This window comes from Bacteroides salyersiae, from assembly GCF_031172035.1.
Taxonomy (GTDB): Bacteria; Bacteroidota; Bacteroidia; order Bacteroidales; family Bacteroidaceae; genus Bacteroides; species Bacteroides salyersiae.
The window spans coordinates 5,534,501-5,561,372 of sequence record NZ_CP133452.1; the positions used below are offsets into that span (position 1 = coordinate 5,534,501).

General features: G+C 41.7%; 21 protein-coding genes and 1 tRNA gene. 12 read left to right on the forward strand and 10 right to left on the reverse strand.

Translation table 11 applies throughout. The features are described 5' to 3' along the window. The first annotated feature begins 184 nt into the window (after window positions 1-184). Window positions 185-1,852: a putative transporter gene (locus tag RB604_RS21275; protein WP_005933479.1), complete on the forward strand. Its 1,668-nt coding sequence runs from the start codon at window positions 185-187 to the stop codon at window positions 1,850-1,852. Window positions 1,853-2,547: 695 nt separating this feature from the next. On the opposite strand, the gene RB604_RS21280 is transcribed toward RB604_RS21275, so the two are convergent. Further along, window positions 2,548-3,177 carry a cytidylate kinase-like family protein gene (locus RB604_RS21280; protein ID WP_005933481.1) on the reverse strand — a complete coding sequence of 210 codons (630 nt, stop codon included), beginning with the start codon at window positions 3,175-3,177 and terminating at the stop codon, window positions 2,548-2,550. 412 nt (window positions 3,178-3,589) lie between these two features. Between RB604_RS21280 and RB604_RS21285 the strand changes: the two genes are divergently transcribed. Together RB604_RS21285 and RB604_RS21290 are read left to right on the forward strand one after the other, a co-directional pair. Continuing rightward, the gene (locus tag RB604_RS21285; RefSeq protein ID WP_025818999.1) at window positions 3,590-4,972 is read left to right on the forward strand and encodes an MATE family efflux transporter; all 1,383 of its coding nucleotides are present in this window, start codon (window positions 3,590-3,592) and stop codon (window positions 4,970-4,972) included. Next, window positions 4,959-5,528 carry a Crp/Fnr family transcriptional regulator gene (locus tag RB604_RS21290; protein WP_044094146.1) on the forward strand — a complete coding sequence of 190 codons (570 nt, stop codon included), beginning with the start codon at window positions 4,959-4,961 and terminating at the stop codon, window positions 5,526-5,528. Before RB604_RS21285 ends, RB604_RS21290 begins: the two co-directional genes overlap by 14 nt. Before the next feature lie 247 nt (window positions 5,529-5,775). On the opposite strand, the gene RB604_RS21295 is transcribed toward RB604_RS21290, so the two are convergent. Then, window positions 5,776-7,134, reverse strand: a complete 1,359-nt coding sequence (locus RB604_RS21295; RefSeq protein ID WP_005933486.1) for an MATE family efflux transporter — start codon at window positions 7,132-7,134, stop codon at window positions 5,776-5,778. A 204-nt stretch (window positions 7,135-7,338) separates the two neighbouring features. Here RB604_RS21295 and lysS point away from each other — a divergent pair, with 204 nt between their 5' ends. The 3 genes from lysS to RB604_RS21310 all read left to right on the forward strand — a co-directional run bounded on the left by lysS (window position 7,339) and on the right by RB604_RS21310 (window position 11,666). Then, window positions 7,339-9,066, forward strand: a complete 1,728-nt coding sequence (gene lysS, locus RB604_RS21300; protein WP_044094122.1) for a lysine--tRNA ligase — start codon at window positions 7,339-7,341, stop codon at window positions 9,064-9,066. A gap of 89 nt (window positions 9,067-9,155) precedes the next feature. Next, window positions 9,156-10,151, forward strand: a complete 996-nt coding sequence (locus RB604_RS21305) for an NAD(P)H-dependent glycerol-3-phosphate dehydrogenase (RefSeq protein ID WP_005933488.1) — start codon at window positions 9,156-9,158, stop codon at window positions 10,149-10,151. A 177-nt stretch (window positions 10,152-10,328) separates the two neighbouring features. Continuing rightward, complete coding sequence (locus RB604_RS21310; protein ID WP_007482168.1) at window positions 10,329-11,666, forward strand: glucose-6-phosphate isomerase; 1,338 nt, start codon at window positions 10,329-10,331, stop codon at window positions 11,664-11,666. Window positions 11,667-11,750: 84 nt separating this feature from the next. On the opposite strand, the gene RB604_RS21315 is transcribed toward RB604_RS21310, so the two are convergent. Further along, on the reverse strand, window positions 11,751-12,227 hold the full coding sequence (locus RB604_RS21315; protein ID WP_005933490.1) for a DUF5035 family protein: 477 nt from the start codon (window positions 12,225-12,227) through the stop codon (window positions 11,751-11,753). Window positions 12,228-12,381: 154 nt separating this feature from the next. On the opposite strand from RB604_RS21315, the gene RB604_RS21320 reads away from it, so the two are divergent. Further along, window positions 12,382-13,074: an inorganic diphosphatase gene (locus RB604_RS21320; protein ID WP_005933492.1), complete on the forward strand. Its 693-nt coding sequence runs from the start codon at window positions 12,382-12,384 to the stop codon at window positions 13,072-13,074. Window positions 13,075-13,125: 51 nt separating this feature from the next. On the opposite strand, the gene RB604_RS21325 is transcribed toward RB604_RS21320, so the two are convergent. The 3 genes from RB604_RS21325 to RB604_RS21335 form a co-directional block, all read right to left on the reverse strand. Continuing rightward, window positions 13,126-13,746, reverse strand: a complete 621-nt coding sequence (locus RB604_RS21325) for a LysO family transporter (protein ID WP_005933494.1) — start codon at window positions 13,744-13,746, stop codon at window positions 13,126-13,128. Next, entirely contained in the window at window positions 13,743-14,021 is a 279-nt protein-coding gene (locus RB604_RS21330; protein ID WP_005933496.1) for a LysO family transporter, read from the reverse strand. Before RB604_RS21330 ends, RB604_RS21325 begins: the two co-directional genes overlap by 4 nt. A 491-nt stretch (window positions 14,022-14,512) precedes the next feature. Continuing rightward, window positions 14,513-14,584: transfer RNA gene (locus RB604_RS21335), tRNA-Arg, on the reverse strand. 214 nt (window positions 14,585-14,798) lie between these two features. Between RB604_RS21335 and asnA the strand changes: the two genes are divergently transcribed. Both asnA and ung read left to right on the forward strand, forming a co-directional pair. Continuing rightward, window positions 14,799-15,836, forward strand: a complete 1,038-nt coding sequence (asnA, locus tag RB604_RS21340) for an aspartate--ammonia ligase (protein WP_005933498.1) — start codon at window positions 14,799-14,801, stop codon at window positions 15,834-15,836. 14 nt (window positions 15,837-15,850) lie between these two features. Beyond that, window positions 15,851-16,513, forward strand: coding sequence for a uracil-DNA glycosylase (ung, locus tag RB604_RS21345; RefSeq protein ID WP_005933500.1), 663 nt, complete (start codon window positions 15,851-15,853; stop codon window positions 16,511-16,513). 116 nt (window positions 16,514-16,629) lie between these two features. Here ung and RB604_RS21350 read toward each other — a convergent pair whose 3' ends face one another. Together RB604_RS21350 and RB604_RS21355 are read right to left on the reverse strand one after the other, a co-directional pair. Beyond that, complete coding sequence (locus RB604_RS21350) at window positions 16,630-19,350, reverse strand: putative LPS assembly protein LptD (RefSeq protein WP_007482164.1); 2,721 nt, start codon at window positions 19,348-19,350, stop codon at window positions 16,630-16,632. A gap of 88 nt (window positions 19,351-19,438) precedes the next feature. Continuing rightward, the gene (locus RB604_RS21355) at window positions 19,439-19,975 is read right to left on the reverse strand and encodes an HD domain-containing protein (RefSeq protein WP_005933506.1); all 537 of its coding nucleotides are present in this window, start codon (window positions 19,973-19,975) and stop codon (window positions 19,439-19,441) included. A gap of 74 nt (window positions 19,976-20,049) precedes the next feature. Between RB604_RS21355 and RB604_RS21360 the strand changes: the two genes are divergently transcribed. Next, window positions 20,050-21,213 (forward strand): exo-beta-N-acetylmuramidase NamZ family protein, encoded by a 1,164-nt coding sequence (locus RB604_RS21360; RefSeq protein WP_055294795.1) that lies wholly within the window; start codon window positions 20,050-20,052, stop codon window positions 21,211-21,213. Window positions 21,214-21,676: 463 nt separating this feature from the next. On the opposite strand, the gene RB604_RS21365 is transcribed toward RB604_RS21360, so the two are convergent. Both RB604_RS21365 and RB604_RS21370 read right to left on the reverse strand, forming a co-directional pair. Beyond that, the gene (locus RB604_RS21365) at window positions 21,677-23,218 is read right to left on the reverse strand and encodes a Gfo/Idh/MocA family protein (RefSeq protein WP_021935907.1); all 1,542 of its coding nucleotides are present in this window, start codon (window positions 23,216-23,218) and stop codon (window positions 21,677-21,679) included. A gap of 141 nt (window positions 23,219-23,359) precedes the next feature. Then, a complete protein-coding gene (locus tag RB604_RS21370) occupies window positions 23,360-24,256 on the reverse strand; it encodes a bile acid:sodium symporter family protein (RefSeq protein WP_055294793.1) in 897 nt (298 codons plus the stop codon). 147 nt (window positions 24,257-24,403) lie between these two features. On the opposite strand from RB604_RS21370, the gene RB604_RS21375 reads away from it, so the two are divergent. Together RB604_RS21375 and RB604_RS21380 are read left to right on the forward strand one after the other, a co-directional pair. Then, on the forward strand, window positions 24,404-25,621 hold the full coding sequence (locus RB604_RS21375) for an N-acetylmuramoyl-L-alanine amidase family protein (RefSeq protein WP_172680687.1): 1,218 nt from the start codon (window positions 24,404-24,406) through the stop codon (window positions 25,619-25,621). 9 nt (window positions 25,622-25,630) lie between these two features. Further along, entirely contained in the window at window positions 25,631-26,524 is an 894-nt protein-coding gene (locus tag RB604_RS21380; RefSeq protein WP_005933518.1) for an MlaD family protein, read from the forward strand. Window positions 26,525-26,872 lie beyond the last annotated feature (348 nt).

Here is a 26,872-nt window from a genome sequence, read left to right on the forward strand (position 1 = left end):
GAATCTTTCCAAGTGTTGCTTTTAGAGAGACAAAGATAGGCAAATAGTTCTAATGAGGTACTTTTTTTAGAGAAAATTCGCACAGGGAGGTAGCAGGGTGTCATCAACAAATAAAAGAGAGAAAATATTTGATTACCTCCGTTGTTATAGCTAATTTTGTCGCAATTTTAATAAAAAAACTACTATGGATTGGATACAAAGTTTATTGTGGGACTCCAGCTCCGTGGCACACATAGTCTTTCTTTATGCTTTTGTGATAGCTGCCGGGGTGCTCTTAGGTAAGATCAAAATCTTCGGAGTGTCATTGGGAGTCACCTTTGTTCTGTTCACCGGTATTCTGATGGGACATTTCGGTTTTACCGGCGACACACACATTCTTCATTTCATCCGCGAGTTCGGATTGATATTGTTCGTGTTCTGTATCGGTCTTCAGGTAGGGCCCAGCTTCTTCTCTTCGTTCAAGAAAGGAGGGATGACCCTCAATCTGCTCGCCGTAGGTATTGTAGTATTGAACATCGCCGTAGCATTGACTATCTATTTCCTTGCCAACGGACGTATTGAATTGCCGATGATGGTCGGTATCCTGTATGGCGCCGTTACCAATACACCGGGACTCGGTGCCGCCCAGGAAGCATTGACGCAGCTCAACTACAATGGACCGCAGATTGCACTGGGATATGCATGTGCCTATCCGTTAGGCGTAGTCGGCATTATCGGTTCTATCATCGCCATCCGTTACATTTTCCGTGTCAACTTGGCAAAAGAAGAAGACGAGCTTAAAAATCAAGATGCGGAACACCTGAAGCACAAGCCGCATTTAATGAGCCTTGAGGTACGCAATGAATCGATCAACGGCAAAACCCTGGTTCAAGTAAAAGACTTTTTAGGACGCTCTTTTGTTTGTTCACGTATTCGTCACGAAGGTCATGTCAATATCCCCAACCATGAGACACTCTTTCATATGGGCGACCAAGTATTCATCGTCTGTTCGGAAGAGGACGCGGAAGCTATTACCGCTTTCATAGGAAAAGAAGTACAAGTGGATTGGGAAAAACAGGATATGCCGATGGTATCACGCCGTATCTTGATTACCAAATCAGAAATTAACGGAAAGAAGTTGGGAGATATGCACTTCCGTGGCATGTTTGGTGTTAATGTCACCCGTGTCAACCGTTCGGGAATGGACCTGTTTGCCGACCCGCATCTGACCCTGCAAGTAGGTGACCGGGTGATGGTAGTAGGCCAGCAGGATGCGGTAGAACGCGTTGCCAATGTACTGGGTAATTCTCTGAAACGCCTTGACCACCCGAATATCGTTACTATCTTTGTCGGTATATTCTTAGGAATCTTTTTAGGCAGTTTGCCTATTGCTTTCCCCGGCATGCCAACTCCGGTAAAATTAGGTCTGGCAGGCGGCCCGTTGGTAGTAGCCATCCTGATCGGACGTTTCGGATATAAACTTCATTTGGTAACTTACACAACAATGAGTGCCAATCTGATGTTGCGCGAAATAGGAATTGTATTGTTTCTTGCGAGTGTCGGTATCGAGGCGGGAGCAAACTTTGTACATACAGTAGTCGAAGGAGACGGTTTGTTGTATGTAGGTTACGGTTTCCTCATCACAGTTATCCCACTATTGATCATCGGTGCAATTGCACGTCTGTATTATAAGGTGAACTATTTTACCCTGATGGGACTTATCGCCGGTAGTAATACCGATCCCCCTGCATTGGCTTACTCTACTCAGGCTTCAAACAATGACGCACCAGCCGTAGGATACTCAACCGTATATCCGTTGACAATGTTCCTGCGTATTCTGGCCGGGCAAATGATCTTACTTTTAATGATGTAGCTTAACCGCCCACATTCCATTCTTTATAAAATAAGAGCGTACACTTTGAAACGGTTCAAGATGTACGCTCTTATTATTTTTATGAGAAACGAGTAAAGTTCATTTTATCAATATGTCAAATAGATATTCCTACCCCATGCAGAATTCGTTCTATCCATACTCTTTAAACCATGTTCTCTAAAACCTCCTTCATTTCCAAACTTATAAAATCAAATTATCCGGTTTATAAACAAATAGCAAACAAATATCTTTCATAAAAAAAAATCACCGTACAAACGAGCCTTGATTCATGCATCCGTCTCACTTTTTAATATTCCAAAGCAATCAAAAGCAAACCATCAGTCAGCTTCCAAAAACGATCTTTAAAGGAGATTTTATTTTTCCCGTAGAGTCTCTAATAGTTTCTCGTAGAGTTTCGAGTCGTTCCTCGTAGAGAAACCGAATTTATCACACCGGTATAATTGAAATAACCTACCGAGAAAAGCCACATATTTATCCCCAAAAATGCCCCAATATGCATAAAGAAATAAATATTATTCAGTTTATTATGCGGTTTATTCTCTAATTACATCTATATTTGAAAAGTACATGTCACAGAAACGAACAATATAAGAACAAAAAGACAGCCAAACCAAGTTTTCTTTTAAAAAAGGTGTACGCTCCTTTTTTCAGAAAGCATACACCTGCCAAATATTTTATAATCCCAATTTTCTCACTACAAACTCTTCTATAAACCTCACTGTACCTTCGATTCCCAACGCAGAAGAGTCGATACAGAGATGATAAGTAGCCGCCGCTCCCCAAGTCTTATAGCTGTAGTAATTATAGTATTCCGAACGTTTCTTATCCGCCTTTTCCATCATCCCTTCCGCGTCTTCTTCACTGATGCCATGCATGTTCCGGAGACGTTCTATACGATCTTCCTTTGAGGCGGATATGAAGATATTCACACAACGCGGATGATCCCGCAGAATGTAATCGGCACAACGTCCTACAAACAAACAGGATTTTGTAGCAGCCAGATTACGGATAACATCGCTTTGGATTTTGAAAAGGGCATCATTACTCAAGCAATTTGTGCAAGGCACAGCTCCATCACTGATAAAAGGAAAACGCATGCCAAACAAGCCACCTATAATACCTTGAGAAGCTTTTTCATCAGCCTTTTCAAAAAACTCCTTGCACAGCCCGCTCTCTTCCGACGCAAGATTTATCAGTTCCTTATCATAAAAGTCAATTCCCAAACGGGCGGCCAACTTCTCGCCTATTTCTTTTCCGCCGCTTCCCAACTGGCGACCGATATTAATAACATAATTACTGTTCATAATACATTTTGTTTAGAAGCCTCTCCACAACCCTCTCCATAGGAGAGGGGGATAGATACCGTTGTTTATTAACCGGTTACAAAACCAACTTAACTCACTTTCCCACGGAGAAGGTTGGGGAGAGACTTCATTTTTATTAGTTTTGAAGCAAACATACGGATTATTTCTGAAAAAAAGAAATAATAATATGTCAATTAAATAATGTGTCGGTGTGCCAATATGCCAATGTGCCAATTGGCTGTGCTATACTGATATTTTATAGGGGCTAATCAGCACATGGCTTAGTTGGTATATCAAATAATCGGTACATTGGCACATTATTTAATTGACATATTATTTATTACCAATTGGTAATTTTTTCCTGTATTTCCTGCCGTATCTTTGCAACATGAAAAAGAAAGAAAATATGGAAATGAAAGATAGTATTGACTTCGGAGCGATGAATATTTCCAAGCTGTTTCGCAAATTATTGATTCCAACAGTATTGGGAATGGTTTTCTCCGCTATATTTGTAATAACGGACGGTATATTCGTAGGTAAAGGGGTAGGCAGTGATGCGCTGGCAGCAGTCAACATTACCGCACCGCTGTTTATGATCACTACCGGCATCGGATTAATGTTCGGCGTAGGAGCATCGGTCGTTGCTTCCATTCATTTATCGCACGGGAAACAAAAAGTTGCCGGTATCAACATCACGCAGGCGCTTGTTTTTTCATCGTTACTGATATTCCTGCTATCTGCCTTTTGCTTCTTCCTGATAGAGCCTGTCGGCAGATTATTGGGAAGTTCGGACCGGCTGTTACCGTTGGTTGCAGAATATATGAATTGGTATGTCCCATTTCTCGTATTCTACCTGTTGCTCAATGCAGGAATGTTCTTTGTCCGTCTTGACGGCGCACCGAATTACGCCATGTGGTGCAATGCCATTGCAGCAATTGCCAATATCGTACTCGATTATATTTTCATCTTCATTTTCGGATGGGGATTGATGGGGGCAGCCTTTGCCACAAGCATAGGTACGATGATAGGCGGCTTGATGACCTTGATCTATCTGTTGTGTTTTTCCCGATCATTTAGATTACATCCTGTCAAACTAAGCCTTAAAAGCATTCGCCTAACTTTACGTAACATCGGTTATATGGTAAAACTGGGTTCTTCGGCCTTCATAAGCGAAGCCTCGATAGCATGCATGATGTTTTTAGGCAATTATGTATTTATCCGTCATTTGGGTGAAGACGGAGTAGCCGCTTTCAGCATTGTCTGTTATTTCTTTCCCATTATATTCATGGTATACAATGCCATAGCGCAATCGGTACAGCCTATCATCAGCTATAATTTTGGAGCCGGCAGTAAGGATCGGGTACATCAAGCTTTCCGGTTATCCATAAAAACAGCTCTCGTCTGTGGAATCTGTTTTTTCATTCTGACAGTAATATGTAATCGGGACATCGTGTCATTGTTCATCGATCGTAGCTACGGTGCTTACGACATTGCAGTAGCAGGAATTCCGTATTTCGCCATCGGATATCTCTTTTTTGCTTTCAACATGGTTAGTATAGGCTATTATCAGAGTATAGAACGAGCACACCGGGCTACTGTTATCACCTTGCTGCGCGGTGTGGTATTTATGCTCATCGGATTCACAGTATTACCTCATTTTTTAGGGGTCAGAGGCATATGGCTGGCAGTCCCTTTGGCAGAATTACTAACATTTATTTATATTGTAATAATTTACCTGAAAGATCGTTTCCTACCCCACCGGGGAAATGTATCTTTGCAGCATGGACACATTTAAAGAAAAATTCCGGATCAGATACCATTTATCCGAAACAGATGTAGTGACTTTATTAAGCCACATGAAAGAGGTATACTTCAAAAAGAAGGAGGTGATTGTTCGCGAAGGTTCCAGAAATACTAATTTATATCTTATTAAAAAGGGAATCTGGCGAGCACATTATCTGAAAGACGGGATAGATACGACTATCTGGTTCGCTTCAGAGGGAGAAGCCGCTTTTTCCATCTGGGGATATGCAGACAATTCTTATTCGCAGATCAGCATAGAGGTAATGTCCGACAGCATTGCCTATTGTATCTCCGGTGCAAAATTAAATGAATTATATTCCACATCCGTAGGGTTGGCCAATTTAGGCAGACGACTCATGGAACACCAATTATTGACTACGGAAAACTGGCTCATCAGTGCCGGCAGTCCCAAAGCCAAAGAACGATATCTTACACTGATAAAAGAAACACCGGAACTTTTACAATACGTTCCGCTAAAGTACATCGCCTCTTATTTATGGATAACCCCACAATCGCTGAGCAGAATAAGAGCAGAAATAAAAAAATAAGCAGGTAAGTAGTTAAGTAGCAAGTAGTTAAGTAACAAGTAGTTAAGTAGCAAGTAGTTAAGTAACAAGTAGTCAAGTAGCAAGTAGTAAATAGTCAAATAGCCAAATAGTCAATAAGTAGTCAAGGAAAGTACATCAAACAAATCATTTCTACTTAACTACTTACTACTTGACTACTTACTACTTACTACTTAACACTACTTTCTACTGTATATGAATGATTCAAGCCAAATGCCTACGGCCGGCATTACCCGTTGGTCATTTTACGAAACTGGCGAAACTGCCACCAAAGCATAAGACCGGAAACAATACTTGCTGCCAGATCGGATGCCGGCATACTGACCCATACTCCCGTCTGCCCATAGAAATGAGGCAAGATGAGCAGACAAGGAACAAGAAACAACATCTGACGGGTAAGTGACAGGAATATAGCTTTACCGGCCATACCGATACTTTGAAAGAAGTTGGACGTAACCATTTGAAAACCGACAATGGGGAAAAACATCACCACAATGCGATACCCTTCTGCCGAAAGGCGTATCAACTCCGCATCCGATGTAAATATGGATACAATCAATTCGGGAATAAATACCCCCAATAAAAATCCGGTAGTAGTAACAATGGTAGCCCCGATAATAGTCAGTTTCAACACCTGGGTAACACGGGGATACTGACGGGCACCAAAGTTATAACCGGCAATAGGCTGCATTCCCTGATTCAGCCCCAGCACAATCATCACAAAAACGAACACGAGCCGGTTGACAATACCAAAAGCACCGATAGCAAGATCTCCTCCATAACGTTTTAAACCTTGATTGATCAGAATCACGATAAAGCAGGAAGCCAGATTCATTAAAAAAGGAGACATACCGATCGCCAATGAATCAAACACGATTTTACGTTTCAGACGAAAGATTCCCCGATGGAAATGCAGCAGTTCCTCTTTATTGCTGAATAATTTAAATTGCCACATCAGCGCAATAACCTGTGCCACAATGGTGGCAATGGCCGCTCCGCGAATCCCCCAATCGAAGACAAAAATAAACAACGGATCGAGTATCGTGTTAATCACCACCGTAGCAATCGTCGCATACATCGCTTTTTGAGGGTGACCGGCAGAACGAAGCACAGCATTCAGCCCCAGATAAAGATGGGTAACGACATTACCCAACAAAATCACTTCCATATAGTCGCGGGCATAACCGATAGTAGCCTCACTTCCGCCAAAGAAATAGAGAATAGGGTCGAGAAATAGAAGCGTAAGAACAGTAAACGCCAAACCGATAATAATATTCAGTACCAAAACATTGCCAAGAACACGCTGAGCCGTGTCATAATCCTTCTGACCGAGTTTTACAGACACCAATGTGGCCGCTCCTACTCCAACCAATGAACCGAATGCGGCGGCAAGATTCATCAATGGGAAAGTCAATGCCAGACCGGAAATTGCCATACGTCCCACACCATGCCCGATAAAAATACTGTCCACCATATTATAAAGAGAAGATGCCGTCATGGCAATGATAGCCGGTACCGCATATTGTATCAAAAGTTTTCCAATCTTTTCCGTCCCCAACGCCGTGGGGGTCTTCTGTCCTGTAGTCATACTCGTCCTTTTTATTTTGAGGATGCAAAATTAGTGTTTTTCCGAGAACCCGGCAAATGAAAAGCCGCTTTAAAATTTCCTCTTTATTAGCAACCGTTCACCTGTCCCAATCTCTCCTTTGGGCAAATTAGAGAGCTATTCATGCCGTAATATTAAAAATGTTTCGTATTTTTGCCACCAAATATTGAGTTAATACGTAACGAAATGAACCTATTAGAACTAAGTGAACAGGAAATCATCCGACGTAACAGTCTGAATGAGCTTCGCGCGATGGGTATCGAACCTTATCCCGCAGCAGAGTATGTAACCAATGCTTTCTCTACAGATATAAAACAGGAATTCAAAGATGAAGACGAACCCCGCATGGTATCCATAGCAGGACGCATGATGAGCCGCCGCGTTATGGGTAAAGCATCTTTCATTGAATTACAAGATTCCAAAGGACGTATCCAAGTGTATATCACCCGTGACGATATCTGCCCGGAAGAAAACAAAGAGATGTACAATACTGTATTCAAACGCCTGCTCGACTTAGGTGATTTTATCGGCATCGAAGGCTTTGTATTCCGTACGCAGATGGGTGAAATCAGTATTCACGCCAAGAAACTCACCGTATTGTCAAAGTCTATCAAGCCGTTGCCAATTGTAAAATACAAAGACGGTGTGGCATACGATTCTTTTGAAGATCCCGAATTGCGTTACCGCCAGCGTTATGTTGATTTGGCCGTAAACGAAGGTATCAAAGATATTTTCATCAAACGCACCAAAGTATACAACTCCATGCGTGAGTATTTTAATGAGAAAGGATACATCGAAGTAGAAACTCCGATTTTGCAGGCCATCCCCGGTGGTGCTGCCGCACGTCCGTTCATTACGCATCACAATGCGCTCGACATGCCATTATACATGCGCATCGCCAGTGAGCTATACTTGAAACGCCTGATCGTAGGAGGCTTTGAAGGTGTATACGAAATCGGAAAGAACTTCCGTAACGAAGGCATGGACCGTACACACAATCCCGAATTCACCTGTATGGAAATATACGTTGCTTACAAAGATTACAACTGGATGATGACATTTACGGAAAACATGATTGAAAAAATCTGTCTGGACGTAAACGGTACTACCGAAGTAAAAGTAGGCGATAACATCATCAGTTTCAAAGCTCCGTTCAAACGCGTCACTATGCTCGACTCCATCAAAGAGTTTACCGGATATGATCTGAACGGTAAAAGCGAAAGCGAAATACGGGAAATCTGCCAGAAACTGAATATGGAGATTGACGACACCATGGGTAAAGGCAAGTTGATCGATGAAATCTTCGGTGAATTCTGTGAAGGCAATTATATACAACCGACATTCATAACCGATTATCCGATTGAAATGTCACCGTTGACCAAACGCCACCGGGATAATCCGGAACTAACCGAACGTTTTGAATTAATGGTGAACGGCAAAGAATTGTGTAATGCTTACTCTGAATTAAATGATCCTATCGACCAGCTGGAACGTTTTGAAGAACAAATGCGCCTGAGCGAAAAAGGAGATGATGAAGCCATGATTATCGACAAGGACTTCATACGTGCATTGGAATATGGTATGCCGCCGACATCAGGTATGGGCATCGGTATGGACCGTCTGACGATGTTGATGACCGGAGAAACAACGATTCAGGAAGTATTGTTCTTCCCGCAAATGCGCCCGGAAAAAGTTGTTAAAAAAGATGCTGTTGTCAAATATACGGAACTGGGCATCCCTGAAGACTGGGTTCCGGTAATTCAGAAAGCCGGCTATAACTTGGTAGAGGAGATGAAAGACGTAAACCCACAAAAGTTGCATCAAGAAATTTGCGGACTTAATAAGAAGCATAAGTTGGAACTTACCAACCCTTCTGTAAATGATGTAACCGAATGGATACAGAAAATCAATTAAAAATGAGAAATTAAGAATTAAATATCTGGGAGGAGCGCCCCTCGCTTTCTCCCTTTAATTTTTAATTTTTAATCTTTAATTTCATATATATGAAACTACCCGGTAAGATAGCGATAATGGGCGGCGGAAGTTGGGCCACAGCCATTGCCAAAATGTTCCTCGCACAAGAGGATTCCATCAATTGGTATATGCGTCGTGACGATCGTATAGCCGACTTCAAACGTTTAGGACACAACCCGGCTTACCTCACAGGTGTAAAGTTTGACATGAAACGTATCAATTTCGGCTCGAACATCAACGACATCGTAAAGGAATCGGATACGCTCGTCTTCGTCACTCCTTCCCCCTACTTAAAAGCTCATCTTAAAAAACTGAAGACACGCATACGAGACAAATTCATTATCACCGCTATCAAAGGAATTGTACCCGACGATAATCTTATCGTATCGGAATATTTCACAAAAGAATATGGTGTCCCTCCCGAGAATATAGCAGTATTGGCAGGTCCCTGTCATGCAGAAGAGGTTGCTTTGGAACGCCTTTCATACCTCACCATCGCTTGTCCGGACAAGGACAAAGCCCGCATTTTTGCCCGCAGACTGGGAAGCAGCTTTATCAAAACTTCCGTCAGCGATGATGTAGTAGGCATTGAATACAGTTCTGTTTTGAAAAACGTATATGCCATTGCCGCCGGCATTTGCAGTGGCTTGAAATATGGCGATAACTTTCAGGCGGTACTCATCTCCAATGCAATACAGGAAATGAGACGCTTTCTTGATACCGTACATCCATTGAACAGAAACGTAGATGAATCTGTTTATTTGGGAGATCTATTGGTAACAGGATATTCCAACTTTAGCCGGAACCGCACATTCGGTACCATGATCGGTAAAGGATATTCGGTAAAAAGCGCACAAATAGAGATGGAAATGATCGCGGAAGGATACTACGGTACAAAATGTATCAAAGAAATCAACAAGCATTATCATGTTAATATGCCGATACTCGATGCCGTTTACAATATCCTGTATGAACGCATATCACCGATGATCGAAATAAAACTACTCACTGATTCATTCAGATGAGGAATGCGATGGAGGAATATGGCAATTAAGTAGTCAGTAGTCAAGTAGTCAAGTAGTAAGTAGAGAATGGCTTTAGTAATAATAAACTGGACTAACTCCTACTTACTACTTAACTACTTGACTACTTGACTACTCAGTCATTCACCTACTTGACTACTTTTTAAAAACTTATATATTATGATTAGTTTGAACATTGAAAAAACGTTGGGATTCATCTCAAAAGAAACTGTTTTCGCTTACGACGCTCAAGTGAAAGCAGCGCAGGAAGCATTGGAAAACGGTACCGGTAAAGGAAACGATTTCCTGGGATGGTTGCATCTGCCTTCTTCTATCACTCCGGAACATCTGGCCGACCTTAAAGCCACCGCACAAGTTCTTCGTGATAACTGTGAAGTAGTTATCGTAGCCGGTATCGGTGGAAGTTATCTGGGTGCACGTGCAGTGATTGAAGCATTATCAAACAGTTTCACTTGGTTGCAGGATAAGAAAACAGCACCGGTCATCATCTACGCTGGACACAATATCGGCGAGGATTATCTATACGAACTCACCGAGTATCTGAAAGACAAGAAATTCGGTGTTATCAATATCTCCAAATCCGGAACTACTACCGAGACTGCCCTTGCATTCCGCCTGTTGAAAAAACAATGTGAAGATCAACGTGGCAGAGATATGGCCAAGAAAGTAATCGTAGCCGTAACCGATGCCCGGAAAGGTGCAGCACGTGTTACTGCCGACAAAGAAGGATACAAATCATTCATCATCCCGGATAATGTAGGAGGACGTTTTTCCGTACTTACTCCGGTAGGTTTATTACCCATTGCAGTAGCCGGATTCGATATTGAAAAACTGGTAGCCGGTGCAGCCGATATGGAAAAAGCTTGTGCCGCAAACGTTCCTTTCGCAGAAAACCCTGCCGCTATTTATGCAGCTACACGCAATGAACTGTATAAAAAGGGAAAGAAAATCGAGATTCTGGTGAACTTCAACCCGAAACTGCATTATGTAAGTGAATGGTGGAAGCAACTATACGGAGAATCCGAAGGAAAAGACAACAAAGGTATATTCCCGGCTGCTGTAGATTTTTCTACCGACCTTCATTCCATGGGACAGTGGATTCAAGAAGGTGAACGCACGATTTTCGAAACCGTAATCTCTGTGGAAAAGGTAAACCATAAACTGGAAGTACCTTCGGATGAAGCAAATCTGGATGGGCTAAACTTCTTGGCCGGCAAACGTGTGGACGAAGTTAACAAAATGGCGGAATTGGGAACTCAACTGGCCCATGTGGATGGCGGCGTACCCAATATGCGTATTGTTCTTCCCGAACTAAGCGAATATTGCATAGGCGGTCTGCTTTATTTCTTTGAGAAAGCCTGTGGTATCAGTGGTTATTTGTTAGGTGTCAATCCATTCAACCAACCAGGTGTAGAAGCATACAAAAAGAATATGTTTGCTTTGCTCAACAAACCGGGATACGAAGAAGAATCGAAAGCAATACAAGCCAAACTGTAAGCAAAGATAAATCCAAATAATAAGGGGTGAAGCTTAGAAAGCTTCACCCCTTATTATTTGGATTTATACCGATCAGAGATTGTCTCACTCTTTATCTTCTGTTTTCAATTCTATTTTTTCCTGCGCACTTTCACATTCCGCTTTCGAAGAAAGATAGAAAGAAAGTATAGCATCGGCATCAGCCACGGTTTGTACACGCATCTTCACTTTCAATACGGTATTCCGTACGCCATCCTCAAACTTGATAATACCTTCTTCGGGTCTTGTGAAATTTTTCTCAGAAGACACCCCATTGGGCAAATCAAAATCTTTTATGCCCAATTGCTGCTGATCTTCTTTTACGATAAATGTATTCAGATCCTCTCCATTTCCATCCAGTGTCAGAGAGACAGTAACCTCATCGCCCACCTTTAATGAAGGTATGGAAGCCATATCTTCACTATAATCTTTAGTATCACCTTCAATAAAGAAACCCGTAATTTCAATTACAGGACTTTCTGCCGAGCCGGAACATGCAGCCAAAAGCAGTAGTAACAACGGTGCAAGAAGTTGCTTTTTCATGTATTACAAATCTCTTGTTTACACCGCAAAAATACACATTATATCCGAATTAGCAAAAAAATCGTAACTTTGTGCAAAAAATCACAGTCTGTTTGACTTTTGCCTAAGACTGTTTTTATAGAAAATCCAAACAAATTCTCAATATCATAAAGCAATGTTTCAAAAAGAAATACACTTAAAAGCCGTACTATTCGATATGGACGGCGTATTGTTCAACTCCATGCCCTATCATGCAGAAGCTTGGCACAAAGTGATGTTAGCTCACGGCCTTAACCTCAGCCGTGAAGAAGCCTATTTACACGAAGGGCGTACAGGAGCCGGTACTATCAACATTGTAAGCCAACGCCAATTAGGACGGGAAGCAACGCCCGAAGAGATAGAGAACATCTACCACGAGAAGAGTGAAGAATTCAATAAATTCCCCGAACCGGAACCGATGCCCGGTGCTTGGGAACTACTGCAAAAAATAAAAAACGCCGGACTGACACCGATGGTGGTCACCGGATCCGGACAGCGCTCCCTGCTCGATCGTCTGGAACATAACTTCCCCGGCATGTTTCACCGCGAACTGATGGTGACTGCTTTCGATGTAAAGCATGGCAAGCCCAACCCCGAACCCTATCTGATGGCGCTTGAAAAAGGAGGATTCGAAGCAAACGAAGCAGTAGTCATAGAAAATGCACCACTCGGAGTACAAGCAGGAGTAGCCGCAGGGATCTTCACAATAGCTGTCAATACCGGACCCTTAAACAATAAAGTGTTGCAAGATGCGGGAGCAAATGCCCTCTATCCCTCCATGCAAGCTCTTTGCGAAGAATGGGAAACTTTCACAAACAGCCTGGCATAAAAATAAGAGAGAGATTTTCCAATCCCCGTTTAGAGTCCGCCCGGTGCCTTCTTATAAGCTACAAAAGAAAGAGACGAAAACGGGGACACTCATATCAATGAGAATTCCATGGAAGATAGCAAGAGGAATCATTTCCTTTCCGGAATAAAGAGTGATAGACGGCAACAATACATCCATCGAATTAACTCCGGCAGCAGAAATAGGTGCTAATTTTCCAAAATATTTCCGGATAAGCGGTGCCCCGAGTAAAGCCATCATTTCACGAAAGATATTTGCCAACAGGGCAATAGTACCAAGCTCGGTTGCCAGCTGTAACCCGAGGGAAGGTTCTTTGAACTGTGTAATTAAAATGGAAGAAAGCGAATAATAGGCAAAACCACTCCCCACTGCCATGCAATCGAACACACTCCACTGACTCAGCAACAAACTGGCAAAAGCAGAAAAAAGCAAGGTTCCTACAATTGTAGCCAAAGGTACCAGAAGCATATTGAAACGCAAACTTTTAACCAATACTTTCAGATTTTTATTACTGCCAATACTGACACCGACCTGTAGCATAAGGGCATAAAGCACGTACATAGAAAGATTGTGCACTTCCAGTTGGGAATCATTAAAAGTCCCAACTACACAACCTATACAGAAAAATGCCACTACAATCAAACTCCCTTTCATTTTTTACCTCCTTTCCTAAAAAACAGACGAAACACCAGAAATGAAGCTAACATACTGCCCAGAATACTCGATGCCGCCAATACGACAGCCTGCCATCCGAATCTCCCCAAATTATTTATTATCAAACTATTAGATCCGATTGAAAGACCTAAAATAAAAAGTAACAAAAAGATGGTCAACGAAGTAGTCTTTTCTACATTTTGCAGAAACTTCAAATTACGAAACAGGTAACCGATACCAATTCCTCCAAACATCATAGATATAACTGTGAACATAACGCGAAATCTTAAAAATTGAACAATAATACCATACAATGACTTTTCAAACCGAAAGTCACCACAGAGCTCAATCTCTCCGAACAATTTCAGACAAAGGGCAAAGTCTTAAAACCTGTTTAAATTTTCCCCTTAAAATAATACTGAGCAAAACTTAAACAGTCCTTTATGTATGATCAAAAAATGGAGGGGTATCTCAAACAAATCCACTGAACCAATGTACGTGCACAATAGAATGATTACATAAGATTCTGCTATCCCATGCAATGCCACATACACTATATATAGTAAATAATCGGTTCATGCTTTTATCAATTGGGCGGCAAAGATAGCACAATTATGAATATTTACCAAATAAATATTCAATAAAATAGATTCATCATTACCGAATTTTATACCAATTCACAAATTGGCTCATACCGTAAGGCACTATTGAACAGGCATTTAATAAGAAAAACGCTTATAATCCGAAGATTACAAGCGTTCATAAGTAGCCCCGAAGGGAATCAAACCCTTATCTTAGGTACCGGAAACCTACATTCTATTCGTTGAACTACAGGGCCGGTTTTGCGACGACAAAAATAGACAAAAACTTCTTATCTTCCTAATCTTTCTACTATTTTTGTTGATACAACCTTCAACTTCCCACTCAATGATATGTTATTTTGAAACCAACTTCAAGGAAATCTTTATCATATTGACATTATTTCAGACAAAAACCAATACATATATAGATATTATTCCTATCTTTGTCGACAATTAACATATAATAAACCTATGAGTTATCTAATAAAACCTCAGAATTACAAACCCCTTCTTGACCTGAAACAGACGGAACTCGGTATCAAACAGATCAAAGAGTTCTTTCAGATGAATTTATCATCGGAACTGCGTCTGCGCCGTGTCACAGCCCCTCTTTTTGTACTCAAAGGTATGGGTATCAATGACGACCTTAACGGCATAGAGCGCCCGGTATCCTTCCCCATCAAAGATCTTGGAGATGCACAGGCAGAAGTTGTACATTCACTGGCCAAATGGAAAAGATTGACGCTTGCCGATTATCATATTGAACCGGGATATGGCATTTATACCGATATGAATGCTATCCGCTCGGATGAAGAACTGGGCAACCTGCATTCGCTGTACGTGGATCAATGGGACTGGGAGCGAGTAATGACGGCAGAAGAACGTAATGTAGAGTTCCTCAAAGAGATAGTAAACCGCATTTATGCCGCTATGATACGTACGGAATACATGGTGTATGAAATGTATCCGCAAATAAAACCCTGCCTGCCACAAAAACTACACTTTATCCATGCAGAAGAACTTCGTCAATTATATCCGGCATTAGAACCTAAATGTCGCGAACACGCTATTTGCCAGAAGTACGGCGCCGTATTTATTATCGGTATCGGCTGCCAACTTAGTGATGGAAAGAAACACGATGGCCGTGCTCCGGACTACGACGATTATACCACAAAAGGGCTCAATGATTTACCCGGCCTGAACGGTGACCTTCTTTTATGGGACAATGTATTGCAACGCTCCATCGAGCTTTCATCTATGGGTATCCGCGTTGATAAAGAAGCTTTGCTACGCCAGGTGAAAGAGGCGAAGCAAGAGCAACGTCTGGAACTCTATTTCCACAAACGCCTGCTGAACGACACGCTCCCCCTGTCTATCGGAGGCGGTATCGGCCAGTCGCGTCTCTGTATGTTCTATTTACGCAAAGCTCATATCGGAGAAATCCAGGCAAGTATCTGGCCAGAAGACATGCGAAAAGAATGTGAAGCACTCGATATACATCTTATATAAATACATTATATACTATGAACGTACAAATAGAAGAAAGTTGGAAAGCCCATCTGCAACCGGAGTTTGAAAAAGATTACTTCCGTACACTGACAGAATTCGTCAAAAGCGAATATAGCCAATACACCATTTATCCCCCCGGAAAGCTGATATTCAATGCTTTCAACCTATGCCCTTTCGACAAAGTAAAAGTTGTCATTATCGGACAAGACCCTTATCATGGGCCAGGACAGGCACACGGACTCTGTTTCTCGGTAAACGACGGAGTACCTTTCCCGCCGTCATTAGTCAATATCTTTAAAGAGATAAAAGACGACTTGGGAATCGAAGCACCGGCAACCGGAAATCTGACACGGTGGGCCGAACAAGGCGTATTATTACTCAACGCCACATTAACCGTACGCGCTCATCAAGCCGGCTCGCACCAACGCCGGGGATGGGAAGAATTTACCGATGCAGCTATCCGCGCATTGGCAGAAGAACGGGAGCATCTTGTATTTATCCTTTGGGGAGGTTATGCACAACGTAAAGGAGCATTCATCGACCGCAGTAAGCATCTTGTGCTTAGTTCGGCCCACCCCTCACCTCTGTCGGCCTACAACGGCTTCTTCGGAAACAAGCATTTCAGTAAGACCAATGCATATTTAAGAGAACACGGAGAAAAAGAAATCATTTTCTAAGAAGAGAAGGAAAAAAGAGAGATGGGAGAATGGAGATGGGAAAAGGAAAATAAGAAAAATATTATGCTGCATAGCAACTTTCAATTTTCAACTAAAAAAGGGCTTTCGCCCTTTTTTTAATACCATTGTATATTGCTCTGAGTCTGACTTCTTTGTTCCCACTTCAAATCCTGCAGGATACTGGCATTGGCACTAATTTTGAAATTATAATATTTCCAACGCCCGAAAGGTGAAAGACTGGCTGACATATTGAAGCAGTGCAAATCACGCGTGATAGTCATCGAAGTCTGAGTAACTTCTTTCGCTTGAAAATCATAACCGGTACTGAAAGACACCTGCCATCTATTCGAAAGCTTCACATTACCAGAAGCATTGAGATTATGCGTATAAGAAAAAGGATAACGCATTGAATGTACATTAATGGGCTTACTCCTGTCTTCGCTGATATTAAATGAATAGTTCACACTCAGTGACCACGGCATATTAAATACCTGATAACCGTCCGCATCGGCTTGCGCCTTTTCTACTGTTTTAGAAGTTGTTCCGGAACCACTGCCGGTATCCGCCGTATCCTCACTATCCTCCCCATTCTGATCCTTATCTTTATCCTTCTGATCTTTATCATCTTTCGGCCCGAACCACTTTTTCCAAGTTTCATTATTAAAGGTATAATTAAAGGAAGACCCCCACCCGGAGAAGCGACCGAAGCGTCCATAAGACCACTCTGTACGATCTCCCGTAGTCACTTCTCCATTCTTATCGAACGTGTAGGCGTAAGTAGCAAAGCGAGAACTCAAGTTGAACGTATAATTCTTGGTCAGTTTCAAACGCAATCGTAAAGTTAGATCGCTCCACGGTTGCTTTTTAGCCGCCATATTATAAGAAAGAGAAGCTCCCAATTCATCAATCAAACTAATTTTAGTAAGAGAGTCTTTTCTATTCCGGTATTTCATCTCGATATTATTAGAAAGGTCGAAAGTCACCGACCCCGTCTTTTCACGTGGTGCCGTACCGAATTGCTGATTGGAATAAGGAGAGAAATAGTATATATTACCATCCTTATCTTCGTGCTCCTGCCAATATTTATCAAACGCCGGCGCCCCGCTTATACTAATCTGCGGAGTCACCACATGACGAATCTGTATCTCTTTTTTCTTCATAAAAAGAGGTTTATACATACCGTAAAGTTTTGTACTCAACCCCAATGAGAAATTATAATTAGATACACGATTGAAACCATAGATAGTATCCGTTGCCACCCATTGCCGTTTCTCTTCATCGTAATAATTTTCCGTTTTATTAGTATACCAACGCTCTGTATAATTAAATGTTGGAGTCAGATTGAAATACTTGAAGAGAGTAAATGTAGCACTTATTGGAATCTGATGTTGCATAGCGTTTTTCCAGTCTTTTATCAGATTCGATTTAAACAGCAGATTATCTTTTGTCTTGATACTGTTTGTCAGACGTCCGGTATACTGAAACGAAATCTTTTCGTACCAACGCTCTGCCCCGACTGCTTTTTTTCTTTTGAAAGGAAAACGTCGGGTCAGGGTAATATTAAGATCGGGCAACGTTATTGCAACAGAAGAGTCTTTCATCGTCTGCGATATATTGGTTGTTCCCGAAAGTGTCAGACCAATATCCGGAAAAGTACGTGAATAGCTGATACTGGACGTCTTGGTATTCTGTGTCAACAACTGCGAATTATACAGGTTACCAATATTGGTACGTTCGTAGCTACTGGTTGAAAAGTTCACACTGGCCGAAAAAGTAGCGTTTGGATTTGCCTTGGAGTCTTGCCGATGACTCCACACTATTTTAAAATCCTTAGAAACCGAATAATCCGGCATATTCTTGTCTCCTGTTTTTGTCACCTGATAATCGGCCATCAAAGAACCGGAAAACTTGTAACGTCTGTTGTAATTCGTCTCCAACCCAAGTCTCCACGAACCTTTCGTGAAAATATCTCCCGTCAACTTTAAATCCATCATGTCACTGATGGCGAAATAATATCCACCATCCGACAAACCGAATCCACGGGAGGAATCATCAAGAACAGTAGGCATGATAAAACCGGAAGAATAACTGCTGGAAAATGGAAAGAAAAAGAATGGTACAGCCAATGGTAAAGGCACGTCCTCTACTACCAGATAAGCCGGCCCTGTCACTACATTCTTTTTCGGGCGGACTTTGGCCTTTGTCAACTGGAGATAAAAGTGGGGATGATCATGATGATCACAAGTAGTATACTTACCATTCTGCATGAAAAGTTCGTCATCAGCCCCTTTTTTGGCATTATTACCGGTAACGTATCCTTCTCCCTGCTGGCTGACTACATTATTGATATACCCTTTCTTACTTTTGAAATTATACCGGATCGCTTCGGTATCATAAGAAGTATCACCGTCTTTAAAAACGGGCTTTCCGGTTTCCACTCCCAACGAATCCGTCACACCACGAGCAAATACCGTACTGCTGTCCATATTCATGGTAATGATCTGCGCACCCAATTCTATACTTTGATAATTTACCTTCCCATCCCCATAAAGATGTGCATATCCTCCTTCCTCAAAAACGATAGAGTCATTTGCCGAATAAATTACCGGTGCATCCAAAGGTTGTTTTTTGGCAGGCTTAGCAACAACTAATGAATCGGTTTTTACTGAATCTGTCCCCAAGGAGTCCGTGTTCAGAACCGTAGGAGGATTAAAATTTTCTCTTCCTCCTTCCACTCCCCTGTTTCGGCGACGCTGAGACAGTGCCTCATCAGGAAGCATCAGTAAGACAAACAGTAGTATGAATGATATTAATGTATTTGCTTTCAATGGCGCCATTAACTAATAGTTTACGCTTGAAGGGGCAAAAGTACACAATCTTCACCAATTATACATCGGAATCCCCCTTTTTAATTATTTTTTAGTGCTATAGAAAAAGTTCGCACCAGCGATTAAAACGCGTTAAACCTTCTTCACCATATTTGGACAGGCTCTTCCGGGCAGCATCTACTGTTTTTTCTCTGTCAAGATGAGTCTTAGAATAAAATTTATCGGAAAAACAGATTACCTGTTCTTCCAAACTCACCGGCAACATTTCACGATGCGGAACAGGAAGTTGCTGATTAATGATTTCTTCCAATGAAAGCCCGGCTCCGGTATGCCTCTCACAGACCAAAGCATGCTGTGGGAAACCTTCCTTACGCACCAGATCGGCACCCAAATAACCGTGACAAATATAAGGTTCCGTACCCAAACAATAGATGGGAGCGGCATTCGTCAGAAAAATGCCGATATCATGAAGCATGGCGGCCTCGTTCAGAAAGGTCTCATCCAGTTTCAGTTCCGGATGCCGGGCGGCAATCCATAAAGCTTTATCGGCTACCGACCGGCTATGTACTAACAGAATATGTTTCAATTCGTTATCCTGCGGATAATATTTATCAATTAAATCGAGTGGATTCATAACTTCATCTATTATAACTTGTAATAATCAATCCAAATGGATATTTTTGTGCAATATTACAAAAAAATACCGAGATGCGCCGAAAAGTAATCCTCATTCTCACCTGCCTGTTGGCTGGAATTACCATAGTTTTTGCACAAGGTACTCTCAACACCGGAGCAGAACGTACCGAAGAATACCTGCCATTACTCAAAGGAAAACGGGTAGGAATGGTCATTAACCCCACTTCCGTCATAGGTGAAGAACAGGCCTGTCTGCTCGACACCCTGTTGAGCTTAAACATAAACGTGGTGAAAGTGTTCGCTCCGGAACATGGCTTTCGGGGCGACGCCGATGCCGGAGAGACGGTAAAAGACGGAAAAGACAGCCAGACGGGTACTCCTATCATCTCACTCTACGGAAACAATAAAAAGCCAACCGTACGCCAGTTGCAGGATGTCGACATTATTTTGTTCGACATACAGGATGTCGGAGCCCGATTCTACACTTATATCAGTACCCTGTTCTATGTGATGGAAGCTTGTGCTGAAAATGGCAAAGAAGTGATTGTACTCGATCGGCCTAACCCATGCGATTACATAGACGGTCCTATACTGCGTCCTTCTTTCCGCAGCTTTGTAGGTATGTTGCCTATCCCCGTTCTTCACGGTTGTACGATCGGCGAACTGGCTCTGATGATCAACGGTGAAGGATGGATCAATAAAACCTCGGAAGCTTGCCGGCTGACTGTAGTAGCCATGACGGGATGGGAACACGGACAACCTTATTCTCCACCCATCAAACCCTCTCCTAACCTACCCAACGATCAGTCAATCCGTCTGTATGCTTCCCTCTGCCCTTTCGAAGCAACTCGTATCAGTGTAGGACGAGGGACCACATTCCCGTTTCAAGTGCTCGGAGCACCCAACAAAAAATACGGAGATTTTAGTTTCACCCCACAAGCATTGCCCGGTTTCGATAAAAACCCGATGCACAAAAACCAAACTTGTTATGGAGAAGATTTGAGAAGAGTCAACAATGTGAACGGATTCACACTGCGTTATTTTCTTCGTTTCTACTGGAAATCGGGAGAAGGAAACGGCTTTTTCGACCGGGCACGTTGGTTCGACCTGTTGATGGGAACGGATACGGTTCGCAAGGCAATTCTTGCCGGTAAAGACGAAGCAGCTATCCGTGCCGGATGGAAAGAAGAATTACAAAAATACAAAGAAATGCGAAAAAAGTACTTGTTATATTGACGCGAAACCGCGCATCTGATTTTAACATTGTTAATTCCGTTCCCGGCATATTATTTCTCCCGTCGCAAAACATTAATTCTTTGTCTGTAAAGAAACGTATTCTTGTCGGCAAAAGATTGTATTTAACACAGCATTAAAAACGTATTCTTGCAGACTAAGAATATCGGTTTATCCGTTTATCAAATAAACAATTAAATCTTTGATATACAACACCTAATATCTTTCGGAATAATCTTTCCGTATCAAATGTCCTTCATCGGTTCGAAGAACAACTCCTACCTGTACTTGTCAAAATAGCAATCTCAGTTGTACCTGATTATTTTCTATCATTACTAATCCGGATGTAATATTTTACTTTCCTGTCATGCAATGTCTATCCCTCACATACAGGGTTCTTTACCCGGATTCACAAGCATGCCCCCTCCGGAACATTCATGTAAATCCGAATAAAGAAGGAATGAGGCTACTTATCTTCAGCCCACTCTTCAGCACCCTTTTCTTTCAACTTCTGCGTAAAGGCTTTTGCTTTTTCCATGATTGCAGCCTCCTCTTCCGGAGTAGCATACGCATGTTTATAACCTTTTATCTTATTCCATTCGCCACGGGTGAAATCGGGAAATGCAACAGAAGCACAACCATTATCCATCGAAAGCTCGCCTAACTCTGCCAGACAGCACCACTCTGCCAAGTCGTACACATCCATATCCAATGGCAAACCATTTTGCAAGCAATATACCAGACGGCTATCCATAATAAAATCCATACCGCCATGTCCCCCTACTTCTTTGGCCATTTCACCATATTTTTTCAATATCGGATGCTGGTATTTTTCTACCAAAGCATTCATTTCATCCTTAGGCAAGAAACTGTGTGAACTTAAATCATCTACTTTCGGCTCCATACCGGAAGCAGTCAGTTGTTTAGCATCCAGAGCATAGCCTTCTACGGGGTATTTATTAGCAAACCCTTTCGTTCCCGTAAGTTGATACAGGCGATTATAAGGTTGCGGAGTCATCACATTGTGCTGTATTTCGATCACCTTTCCGTTTTCTGTGCGGATAAGTGTAGTAGTATGGTCACCATTACGGAAGTTATCGCAGCCGGCTCCTGTTCTCTCTTCTACAAGTGCCTTACCTGCTACCGACTTTGTGTCCATAGCCACCAGCGTCTTCATACGATCACCACGATGAATATCCAGTGCTTGAGCTACAGGACCGAGACCATGAGTGGCATACACGTCACCGCGATGTTTCATGTTATAGTCCAGACGCCATCCTAATTTATCGGCCTCACCGTTTTTCCAATAATGATCCCAGAAAGGTTCCAGATTATGAATATAAGCACCTTGCGCACGAATTACCTCTCCGAATACTCCCTGTTGAGCCATATTCAACGTATTCATTTCGAACCAGTCATAACAGCAGTTTTCCAGAATCATACAATGCTTGCGCGTTTTTTCCGATAAATCGATCAATGCCCAGCACTCTTCCAGACTCATAGCCGAAGGCACTTCGATAGCCACATGTTTACCGTTTTCCATTGCACAGACGGCTACAGGAAAATGATGCAACCAATCAGTAGCAATATAAACCAAGTCAATATCGTCACGCTTGCATAATTCTTCATACCCTTTCTCACCGGAATAGACAGCAGCTTTAGGCATGGAAGCTTTCTTCAAAAAGCGCTGGCACTTCTCGGCACGTTCCTGTTCGTAATCGCAAAGAGCCACAATCTCCACGCCTGGAATATAAGTAAAACGTTCCACAGCACTGGGACCGCGCATTCCTAAACCGACAAAACCAACACGAACGGCCTCTATTTTAGGAGCTGTCAAACCAATCACACTGGTTTGACCGGCAGGACGTTCAGGAGTTTCCACAACGATAGTTCCTTTATCCCAACTCCATTTAGTACCCTTGTCCGAAACCTGTACGGAAGGCGATTGTACCGAACATGCGGCAAAAGCGACGCAAAAGCTCAACAATAATAACTTTAATCCTTTCATGATATAAAATTTATAGTTTAAAATGTAATATAAGAGACGATGTGTTTATAATATCATACAATTCGCGTAACAAGCAGGTAACAAAGAAAATAAAAAAATAACCAAGATTAACAAACAACCATATATTTCCGGATCTTTTATTTACTGTTTCATCTCTTTCTTCCTCTTTTTCCACAACTGCCAGCTATTGATAATGTTTTGCCACAGCACATAACTTCCAGGACCTACGGAAGAAAGCGGATTCAGATAAGTATGTGCCATCCAGATAGCTAAAATTGTATTCTTCTGTCCCAATGCCTGCCCGCCACTGATACGATCATTGTACAAACTACCTAAAGTTTTTCCTAAAAAGAATTGTAGACAACAAGCTACAAGTGCGGCAAATGCAATCATTATTTCTGTAAATCCATCGGCCGGATCATTTATCAGAGAAGAAAGTGTTTGCGCAGTAACAATAGCCAGTGACACAGCCCAAAGATAAAAAGCCAGTTCATGGTAATTTAATAAAGTACGGTGAACACGAGGGAGAAATCGCCGTAACAGCCACGCAGTTAAAAACGGACAGATCAATAAAGGAAAGACTTTACTCAATATCAGCAGAAAAGAATCTAAAAAACTGATCTCTGCATGTACCTCAATTAACGGAAATAAAACCGGAACAGCAACAGCCGCCCCTATATTGCCAATCAAAGTATAAGTTGTCAAACTTGCCGCACTTCCGCCCAATTTGGAAGTAATAACCGCAGCAGCAGTAGCCGTAGGACAGATAATACAAACCATCGCTCCTTCAGCCACAATTTTATTAAAACGAAAAAGGAGCAAATAAACAGCTATCGCCCCGAATATTTGTATCAAGAGTAGCCATAAATGCAAAGGCTTCGGTCTCAGATCGCGGGGAGACACCTTACAAAAAGTGAGCAGCAACATCGTGAAAATAAGTGCCGGAGTCAAAAAAGAAAGTCTGATAAATAAAGGATACCCTATGCCCCCCAACAGCATGGCGATGGGCAATGTCCAATTCTTCAGAAACTTAAGCATTATTATATCATTTATTATTTTGAAATGCAAAGTAACAACGAATCACGGAAATAAACGACATGAAATATGGAAAAAAACACAAAACTTAATGGCGAATAGCAAGTTTTCAGCAAAATTCCACTACATTTGCAGCGTCATTGCAATAACATGAAACTTAATAGACATTACATATTATATATATTCGTCTGCCTTGTACTGCTCTACTCTCCGCTTTGTATCGGTAGTGCATGGGCCAAAGATTTTGTTGTCGTCATTGATCCCGGTCATGGAGGACATGACCCCGGAGCTGTCGGCAAAATCTCGAAAGAAAAGAATATAAATCTGAATGTGGCATTAAAGTTAGGAAACATGATCAAAAAGAACTGCGATGATGTAAAAGTAATCTACACCCGCAGTAAGGACGTATTCATTCCATTAGACCGACGAGCTGAAATAGCCAATAGCGCAAAAGCAGACCTGTTTATCTCCATACACACCAATGCCCTTGCCAACAACCGTGTTGCCAAAGGAGCATCCACTTGGACATTGGGTCTTGCCAAATCAGACGCTAATCTTGCCGTAGCCCAACGCGAAAACTCAGTAATCCTTTACGAGAGCGATTATAAAACCCGCTATGCCGGTTTCAACCCGAATTCTGCCGAATCATACATCATTTTTGAGTTCATGCAAGACAAGTATATGGAACAAAGTGTACATCTGGCTTCTCTTGTACAGAAACAATTCCGCCATACGTGCAAACGGGTGGACCGTGGCGTACACCAAGCAGGATTCCTCGTATTGAAAGCAAGTGCCATGCCCAGCATTTTAGTGGAATTAGGATTTATATCGACTCCCGAAGAAGAACGTTACCTCAATACGGAAGCAGGAACCAGCACTTTGGCAAAAGGAATTTATCGCGCTTTCCTTACCTATAAACGGGAGCAAGAAATACGGTTGACCGGTGCCAGTCGCACCATCATTCCGGAAGAGAGTACTGAGACCCCTGAAACTGTAATAGCCGCCGTTCCCAAACAGGAAAACACCAAGACCAATCCGACAACAAAAGCTTCCCCACAACGCCCCATTACAGTAGAAAGTGCAACAAATGATGGAGAAATAACGTTTAAAATACAAATACTAACCTCTTCAAAGCCGTTAGCCAAAAATGACAAGCGCTTAAATGGATTGACAGATATAGATTACTATAAAGAAGGAGGATTGTATAAATACACTTATGGTGCTTCATCAGACTATAATAAAGTATTACGATCCAAACGTACCATCACCGACAAGTTTAAAGATGCTTTTATCATTGCTTTCCGTGATGGAGAGAAAATAAATATAAACGCTGCTATTGCAGAATTCAAAAAGAAACGAAATAAATAAAGTACTGAAATGAAATACATTACAAAAGAAGTAAGAATAGGTATTGCAGGAATTATTGCTTTGTGCGTACTTGTTTACGGCATCAATTATTTGAAGGGAATAAACATGTTTAAACCTTCAAGCTATTTCTATGTAAAATTCAAGAATGTGAACGGACTGGCTAAATCGAGTCCTGTTTTTGCAGATGGAGTACGTGTAGGTATCGTGCGGGATATTTATTACGATTACAATCAAGCCGAAAATGTAGTCGTAGAAGTAGAACTGGATACGGAGCTCCGTATCCCCAAAGGAAGTTCTGCAGAGTTGACATCCGAACTGATGGGAGGGGTAAGAATGGACATTCTACTGGCTAATAATCCTCGCGAAAAATATGCTATAGGAGACACAATACCCGGAAAATTAAATAATGGCATGATGGAAAGTGTGGCAGCTCTCATGCCGCAAATAGAGCAAATGCTCCCAAAACTCGATTCCATAATGACTTCATTAAATACAATACTGGGAGATCAAAGCATTCCTGCTACTTTACATTCCGTAGAGAAAATGGCTGCTAATCTTGAAGTGACCAGTGGACAACTGAAAGTATTGATGGGAAGAGACATTCCACAGCTAACTGGTAAGTTGAACACATTGGGAGATAACTTCATAAGCATTAGCGACAATTTGAAAAAAATAGATTATGCCAACACTTTTAATGAGATAGAACAGACCTTGGCTAATGTAAAAATCGTTACAGAAAAATTAAACAGTAAAGACAACACCGTAGGATTACTCTTAAATGATCCACAATTATATAACAATTTAAACGCAACTACTGCCAACGCAGCAAGTCTGCTTGAAGATTTGAAGGAACATCCCAAACGCTATGTACACTTCTCTTTATTCGGAAAAAAAGAGAAGTAGTTTTCCGTATTATATAGATTTCATCTAAATAACAGAACTTAAAAACAGAAAACTGAAAAGTCTCGTAAAGTGCATATACAGACCAAAAGAAATAAAATAGAGAGGCATTTGCCTAAATAAAAATAGAGTATCAAAATTAGGATAAAATATTAATAAACAGAGCATTATAAAAAAACAATAGCCTCTTTCAAGGGGCTATTTTATTGGGTTATCATAAGTAGCTGAAAGTAAAGGTATTATTCTTCCAACGAGAAATACAAGAAAAAACAGATTTGTTTTTCTCAAATAAGATTCCCAATTTTGCAACCGTAGAAGTTTTGCTTAATTAATAAATGTATTGTAGCCGTT

Excerpts from the sequence above, each read along its gene's own strand:
- RB604_RS21275 (WP_005933479.1), top strand. The coding sequence starts at position 185 with ATGGATTGGATACAAAGTTTATTGTGGGACTCCAGCTCCGTGGCACAC.
- RB604_RS21280 (WP_005933481.1), bottom strand. The coding sequence starts at position 3,177 with ATGAACAGTAATTATGTTATTAATATCGGTCGCCAGTTGGGAAGCGGC.
- RB604_RS21285 (WP_025818999.1), top strand. The coding sequence starts at position 3,590 with ATGAAAGATAGTATTGACTTCGGAGCGATGAATATTTCCAAGCTGTTT.
- RB604_RS21290 (WP_044094146.1), top strand. The coding sequence starts at position 4,959 with ATGGACACATTTAAAGAAAAATTCCGGATCAGATACCATTTATCCGAA.
- RB604_RS21295 (WP_005933486.1), bottom strand. The coding sequence starts at position 7,134 with ATGACTACAGGACAGAAGACCCCCACGGCGTTGGGGACGGAAAAGATT.
- lysS (WP_044094122.1), top strand. The coding sequence starts at position 7,339 with ATGAACCTATTAGAACTAAGTGAACAGGAAATCATCCGACGTAACAGT.
- RB604_RS21305 (WP_005933488.1), top strand. The coding sequence starts at position 9,156 with ATGAAACTACCCGGTAAGATAGCGATAATGGGCGGCGGAAGTTGGGCC.
- RB604_RS21310 (WP_007482168.1), top strand. The coding sequence starts at position 10,329 with ATGATTAGTTTGAACATTGAAAAAACGTTGGGATTCATCTCAAAAGAA.
- RB604_RS21315 (WP_005933490.1), bottom strand. The coding sequence starts at position 12,227 with ATGAAAAAGCAACTTCTTGCACCGTTGTTACTACTGCTTTTGGCTGCA.
- RB604_RS21320 (WP_005933492.1), top strand. The coding sequence starts at position 12,382 with ATGTTTCAAAAAGAAATACACTTAAAAGCCGTACTATTCGATATGGAC.
- RB604_RS21325 (WP_005933494.1), bottom strand. The coding sequence starts at position 13,746 with ATGAAAGGGAGTTTGATTGTAGTGGCATTTTTCTGTATAGGTTGTGTA.
- RB604_RS21330 (WP_005933496.1), bottom strand. The coding sequence starts at position 14,021 with ATGTTCACAGTTATATCTATGATGTTTGGAGGAATTGGTATCGGTTAC.
- asnA (WP_005933498.1), top strand. The coding sequence starts at position 14,799 with ATGAGTTATCTAATAAAACCTCAGAATTACAAACCCCTTCTTGACCTG.
- ung (WP_005933500.1), top strand. The coding sequence starts at position 15,851 with ATGAACGTACAAATAGAAGAAAGTTGGAAAGCCCATCTGCAACCGGAG.
- RB604_RS21350 (WP_007482164.1), bottom strand. The coding sequence starts at position 19,350 with ATGGCGCCATTGAAAGCAAATACATTAATATCATTCATACTACTGTTT.
- RB604_RS21355 (WP_005933506.1), bottom strand. The coding sequence starts at position 19,975 with ATGAATCCACTCGATTTAATTGATAAATATTATCCGCAGGATAACGAA.
- RB604_RS21360 (WP_055294795.1), top strand. The coding sequence starts at position 20,050 with ATGCGCCGAAAAGTAATCCTCATTCTCACCTGCCTGTTGGCTGGAATT.
- RB604_RS21365 (WP_021935907.1), bottom strand. The coding sequence starts at position 23,218 with ATGAAAGGATTAAAGTTATTATTGTTGAGCTTTTGCGTCGCTTTTGCC.
- RB604_RS21370 (WP_055294793.1), bottom strand. The coding sequence starts at position 24,256 with ATGCTTAAGTTTCTGAAGAATTGGACATTGCCCATCGCCATGCTGTTG.
- RB604_RS21375 (WP_172680687.1), top strand. The coding sequence starts at position 24,404 with ATGAAACTTAATAGACATTACATATTATATATATTCGTCTGCCTTGTA.
- RB604_RS21380 (WP_005933518.1), top strand. The coding sequence starts at position 25,631 with ATGAAATACATTACAAAAGAAGTAAGAATAGGTATTGCAGGAATTATT.